General features: G+C 62.4%; 6 protein-coding genes, 1 tRNA gene and 1 pseudogene. All 8 read right to left on the bottom strand.

The genetic code is table 11. The features are described 5' to 3' along the window. On the bottom strand, positions 1-633 hold a 633-nt coding region (locus AB4Y99_RS25030), incomplete at its 3' end, for a class I SAM-dependent methyltransferase (protein WP_441525218.1). Between the two features lie 173 nt (positions 634-806). Next, on the bottom strand, positions 807-1,673 hold the full coding sequence (rfbA, locus tag AB4Y99_RS25025) for a glucose-1-phosphate thymidylyltransferase RfbA (RefSeq protein ID WP_441525217.1): 867 nt from the start codon (positions 1,671-1,673) through the stop codon (positions 807-809). Positions 1,674-1,675: 2 nt separating this feature from the next. Further along, complete coding sequence (gene rfbD / locus AB4Y99_RS25020) at positions 1,676-2,578, bottom strand: dTDP-4-dehydrorhamnose reductase (protein ID WP_441525216.1); 903 nt, start codon at positions 2,576-2,578, stop codon at positions 1,676-1,678. Continuing rightward, positions 2,578-3,135 (bottom strand): dTDP-4-dehydrorhamnose 3,5-epimerase, encoded by a 558-nt coding sequence (rfbC, locus tag AB4Y99_RS25015; RefSeq protein WP_441525215.1) that lies wholly within the window; start codon positions 3,133-3,135, stop codon positions 2,578-2,580. Before rfbC ends, rfbD begins: the two co-directional genes overlap by 1 nt. 17 nt (positions 3,136-3,152) lie before the next feature. Further along, a complete protein-coding gene (gene rfbB, locus AB4Y99_RS25010) occupies positions 3,153-4,208 on the bottom strand; it encodes a dTDP-glucose 4,6-dehydratase (protein ID WP_441525214.1) in 1,056 nt (351 codons plus the stop codon). Between the two features lie 143 nt (positions 4,209-4,351). Beyond that, the gene (locus tag AB4Y99_RS25005; RefSeq protein ID WP_441525213.1) at positions 4,352-5,263 is read right to left on the bottom strand and encodes a glycosyltransferase family protein; all 912 of its coding nucleotides are present in this window, start codon (positions 5,261-5,263) and stop codon (positions 4,352-4,354) included. Positions 5,264-5,426: 163 nt separating this feature from the next. Then, positions 5,427-5,501: transfer RNA gene (locus AB4Y99_RS25000), tRNA-Gly, on the bottom strand. 31 nt (positions 5,502-5,532) lie between these two features. Beyond that, a pseudogene (locus tag AB4Y99_RS24995) lies at positions 5,533-5,769 on the bottom strand (site-specific integrase); the annotation flags it as partial.

The following is a 5,769-nucleotide window of genomic DNA, read 5'->3' as shown; positions in this document are numbered from 1 at the left end:
GTTCAACGAGGGGACGAGAGCGATATCGGTAGATCCGCCTTCACGTCGCGCAGCGTAGTCGACTGATAGGCTGAAGACGCCCTGAACCTCCCGTTGCCATCTGTAGTTTCCGTCCTCCAGCCGGCCGGATATATCGTACGGAAAGATCTGGGTTTCGATAAGAATGTGCTTGCGGGCGAGTTGGGATGCCAGACGGATGACCTGAACAGGATTCTCGAGATGATACAGGAGGCCATAGACCAGCACGAAATCCGACTTCCATCGATCGTCGATCTCGATTTTCGTCAGATCCGCTTTCTCATAAGTCACGTTCGAAATACCGAGGGCCCGCGTGATGAGACGCGCCGCGTCGAGGCTCTCGGGGCGGATTTCAAGGCCTTGCACCGATGCAAAGTGCTTGCTCAGCTCGATTGAGAAAAAACCCTCGTGCGAGGCCAGATCAAGAGCGCTCGACCTTTCACTGCTCTCGACATACTTCGAGATGACGTCGCGCAGCTTTTCGATCCGCGACCGGTGTATGTGTCGGACTTCTTCCGGTATGTCTGCAGTTGTCTGGGCGCCATTCGGTAGGTCAAATTCGTAGAACCACTTGCGAGCCTGGACTTTGCGCAAATCTTCTGTGTGATCGCTCACGGCTATCTCCTGAATTGGCGCAGCCCAATTTCCGCGGCTATTGCGCACTCATGCGATAAAGGGGCCTCATGGGCAAGCCCGACCAACCCGCAACGCCTTCCATTAACCCACACACTACCAGTCACGAAAGGCATGAGCGGCCGCCCCTTCGGATCCAAATGGTTCGAGGCGCCTTAATCCTCGGCCACGCGCATCAGATATCGACCATAGTCACCCTTCGCGAGCTTCTCTCCGAGCGCGGCCAGTTGCCGCGAAGAGATCCAGCCCCGCCGAAATGCAATTTCTTCCGGGCAGGCGATACGCAAACCCTGGCGGCTTTCAAGAGTTCTGACGAACTCCCCAGCTTCCAGCAGGCTGTCCGGCGTCCCCGTATCGAGCCAGGCGAAGCCTCGGCCCATGCATTCGACCGAGAGCTCGCTGCGCTCGAGGTAAACGCGATTGACGTCAGTGATCTCGAGTTCACCGCGTGGCGAGGGCTTGAGGTTTGCGGCGATGTCGACGACCTGGGCATCGTAGAAATAAAGCCCGGTCACGGCCCAGTTTGATTTCGGCGCCTTGGGCTTCTCCTCGATCGAGATCGCCTTGCCGGCAGCATCGAACTCGACCACGCCGTAACGCTCGGGGTCGCTGACATGATAGGCGAAGACGCTCGCGCCCCTGGATCGGGCCGCGGCCGAGGCCATCATCTCCGGCAGGGTATGGCCRTAAAACAGATTGTCGCCGAGGATCAGGACCGAGGGCTGGCCGGCSACGAAATCGGCRCCGATGAKATAGGCYTGSGCCAGCCCGCCGGGRTGCGGCTGYTCGGCATAGCTCARWTTCAYSCCCCAGTCGGAGCCRTCGCCGAGCAGGCGCTGRAAATGCGGCAGATCATGCGGAGTCGAGATGATCAGCACCTCGCGGATGCCGGCCAGCATCAGCGTCGAGAGCGGATAGTAGATCATCGGCTTGTCGTAGACCGGCAGAAGCTGCTTCGACATCGCCAGCGTCATCGGGTGGAGCCGCGTGCCGGAACCTCCGGCYAGGATGATGCCCTTCATCGTTACTGGTCCTTGCCCTGATCTCTGAGAAGTCGCGCGACGCAAGCTTGGAGCGACCCTTGCCATTCCGGCAGCCGCACGCCATGGGCTCGGCCGAGCTTGCCGCAATCGAGCCGGGAGTTCGCCGGCCGGCGCGCCGGTGTCGGGTAATCGGCGGTGGYGATTCGCTTGACCCGGACGGGTTTGCCGCCCTGCCGCTCGCGTTCGGCGAAGATCGCCTCCGCGACATCGGCCCAGACGGCCTCGCCCGTCGCGCTCATATGRAAGACGCCGCGSAGGGARGCATCCTCCGTCCTRCCGGTCAGGTTACGTGCGACGGCGAAGATCGCATCGGCGATGTCAAGCGCGCTGGTCGGGCTTCCCGCCTGGTCGGCGACGACMCCGACCTCGTCGCGGGCCTCGGCCAGGCGCAGCATCGTCTTGACGAAATTCTTGCCGAAGGGGCTGTAGATCCAGGCCGTACGCAGGATGGCGTGGTTGYCGGTCGCTGCCGCGACCGCCTGCTCACCGGCGAGCTTGCTCGCGCCATAGGCCGAGATCGGGCCGGTCGCATCGTCCTCGCGATAGGGCCGGTCGAGGCCGCCATCGAAGACATAGTCGGTCGAAAGCTGGATCATGGGAATGCCGAGGGCGGCCGCTGCCCGCGCCGCTTCGCCGGCGGCCTCGCCATTGACGCGCATGGCGAGCTCGGGCTCGCTCTCGGCCTGATCGACCGCCGTATAGGCGGCGGYGTTGACGATGAYGTCGGGCCTGGCCGCGCGCAGCGCCGGCGCGACCGTCCTGGGGACGGAAAGGTCAAGCTCCGGRCGGCGGATCGCGATGACCTCGACGCCGACCGGCACGYGCTCCAGCATGGCGCAGACGACCTGGCCGGTCCAACCGGTAACGGCGATACGCAATGTCATCAGTCGAAATACCGCAGCATCTCGGCAAGRCGCGGRTGCTTGCGATCCTTGTCRGAGAGGGTGAGGCCGGAGAGCGGCAGGCGCCAATCGATGCCGAGCGCGGGGTCGTCGAAGGCAAGCCCGTGATCATTGGCGGGGCCATAAGGCGCCGTCACCTTGTAGAGSACCTCGGTWGCCGGCTCGAGCGTGACGAAGCCATGGGCAAAGCCGATCGGAACCAGGAGCTGCTTCCAGTTCTCGGCCGAGAGCTCGACCGCGACGTGCTTGCCGAAGGTCGGCGAAGAARCKCGGATATCGACCGCGACATCGAGGATCCGTCCGCGTGTCACGCGCACCAGCTTGTSCTGCGCGAAGGGCGGCGACTGGAAATGCAGCCCTCGCAGCGTGCCGACCTCCGCCGAGAGCGAGTGGTTGTCCTGCACGAAGACAAGGTCGATCCCGGCGGCCGCCATGTCGGACTGCTTGTAGACCTCGGAGAAGAAGCCGCGATGGTCGCCATGCTTCTTCGGGGTGATGATCTTAACCGCCGGGATGGCGGTCTCTTCGACGCTGAGCATGGTGTCGTCCATCCGGTTCAGGCCGCGCCGAGGCGCTCGCCGCGATAAACGCCGGACCGGATGTCGCCCCACCAGCCGGAATTGGCGAGATACCACTCGACAGTGCGGCGAAGCCCGGTCTCGAAGGTCTCCTTCGGCGACCAGCCGAGCTCGCGGCCGATCTTGCCGGCGTCAATGGCGTAGCGCGCATCATGGCCGGGGCGGTCGGTGACATAGGTGATCAGCCGCTCATGCGGACCGTTCGGRTCAGGCCGGAGCTCGTCGAGAATGGCGCAGATGGCCTTCACCACCTCGAGATTGGTCTTCTCGTTGTGGCCGCCGATATTGTAGCTCTCGCCGGTCCTGCCGGCGGTGGCGACCGTCAGCAGCGCGTCGGCGTGATCGTCGACATAGAGCCAGTCACGCACGTTCAGCCCGTTGCCRTAGAYCGGCAGTGGCTTSCCCTCRAGMGCGTTGATGATCATCAGCGGRATSAGCTTYTCSGGRAAGTGRTAGGGCCCGTAATTRTTCGAGCAGTTGGTCATCACGACCGGCAAGTCATAGGTATGATGCCAGGCGCGAACGAGATGGTCGGAGGCCGCCTTCGARGCGGAATAGGGCGAGTTGGGCTGGTAAGCYGTGTCTTCGCGAAAGAATCCTTCGTCGCCCAGCGAGCCGAAGACCTCGTCGGTSGAGATGTGGTGGAAGCGGAAGCGCTCCCTTCCGGCCTCRTCCAGACCACGGAAATGCCGAAGCGCCTCCTGCAGTAGGGTGAAGGTGCCGACGATGTTGGTCTCGATAAAGTCGCCGGGCCCGTCGATCGAGCGGTCGACATGGCTTTCGGCAGCCAGATGCATGACGATGTCAGGGGCGTATTCCGCGAAGATCGCGCGCATGCGCTCGCCATCGCCGATATCGGCGTGCTCGAAGCGGTACCGATTGCTGCCGGCCACCGGAGCCAGCGAGGCAAGATTGCCGGCATAGGTTAGCTTGTCGACGACACACACGCTGTGCTGCGTCTCGGCTACCAGCTTACGGACAACCGCCGAGCCGATGAAGCCGGCACCGCCCGTCACGAGAAACTTCAATGACACGCCGCTTCGCTCCGCAGTGTCGAGTGTTGGTGAAAACCGCTATAAAGGCGGAGGGAAGAAGCAGCCATGCCTTGATCTGTCAAGCGCGGGCCGTCCTTACTGGCCCAGCCAGTCGAGCCGGCCTTCGACGCCGTCAAGGCGGCTCAGTCGATWATGGCGGGCGCTGAGCCGAGTCGCCCACGCAAACCATCGACCAACCCTGCCCACACCGGCTTCAGCGAGCCGCTCGTGCCTTGCACCGCCAGGACGACGATTTGTGCGGCCAGAGCAAAGCAAGACCTCGTCCGCCAACGCAACGGAACATGGGCGAGCCGCGCGGTCGCGATCACGTTGCGTGCATAGTAATAGTTGCGGAGCTTGGAATGACGTAGGATCTGGGGCTTGCCCAGTTCGTTCGCGCTGACCGCCTCGCCCCAGCGATGAGGCATCTCAAGATCGGTGGCGAGATAGGAGCCCCAACCACGCCCCCATGCACGAAAACCCCAYTCGACATCGATCCCCGCGATGAAGAAATCGTCTCTGAAAGGCCCAATCTCCGCATAGGCTGCAAGATTCACCAGCGAGCCTGAGGTCGGCGCGAAATCGACGGCGGCCAGAGCACCGTCACGCAGGCTTCTTCGCCACTCATAGCGGATCGGCTTATAAAAACCCTCCGACGGCGGCACGAGGCGCGGTGCCASGATGGCCACTTTCTCGCCTCGCTCTTCCAGCTCAAGGCTGCGCGTGGTCAAGCGGTCGAGAAGGTCCAGCTCCGGCTCGCTGTCTTGATCGAGCAGCATGATATGGCTGAATCCTTCCTGCACGGCAGCATTCGTGACAGCGTTAAGGCCCTGGCCCAAGCCCACGTTTTCTTCGCTRCAGATCAAGCGCACATCCGCCGGCGCGAGRGCCGTCACAACTGCCGCATCGACCGGCCCGTTGGCAAAAACGAACAACACTCGTCCTCGAAGGCCTTCGGCTTGCTTTGCAAGCAGCGTTCGATCGGGCTTATAGAGCACCACGCCAGCACAAGCCCGYGCGTCTCGCATATTCGCCTCCGGCGCTGTCGTGATCATGCAATTCCTGCCATTCACGCTGCCGCAGTACGTCATCATCAGTCGGTGGCGGGCAGCCCTACAAACTTACCTGGCTTCGCTCAAGCGTTCGCGCGATCGACCTCGGCGCTCACTCGAAATACTCCGGGGACGAGGTTATGCGGAGATGSTGGCATGAAGCTCTTGGAGCGGGCGRTCAGGATCGACCCGACGACATTCAGCTTGGGAAGCTGACATTYTACCACTGAACCACGCCYGCAAACACAAGTCAGAACAATACCTTAGATCGATCAGGCCGAAGCGCTGACCGCAGCGTGCGCCGTTTGTGTGCCAACCGGCTTTAGCAGGCCAGTCGCAATCGCGTCAAAGGCTTTCCTATGATCGTCGCTCGGGAAAAGGTGTCCGTAGCGATCCATCGTCATCTCCAGCGACGAGTGGCTTGCGAAAGTCTGCACCGTCTTAGGGGCAAGACTGGCCTCGATCCACGTCGAAATCGCGAAGTGCCGAAGCGCATGCCATTTGAGGCC

The sequence above is a fragment of the Allobosea sp. TAB14 genome, from assembly GCF_052113865.1.
GTDB lineage: Bacteria > Pseudomonadota > Alphaproteobacteria > Rhizobiales > Beijerinckiaceae > Allobosea > Allobosea spartocytisi.
Note: the sequence above shows the minus strand (reverse complement) of the source record. Positions and strands in the feature narration are given on the sequence as shown.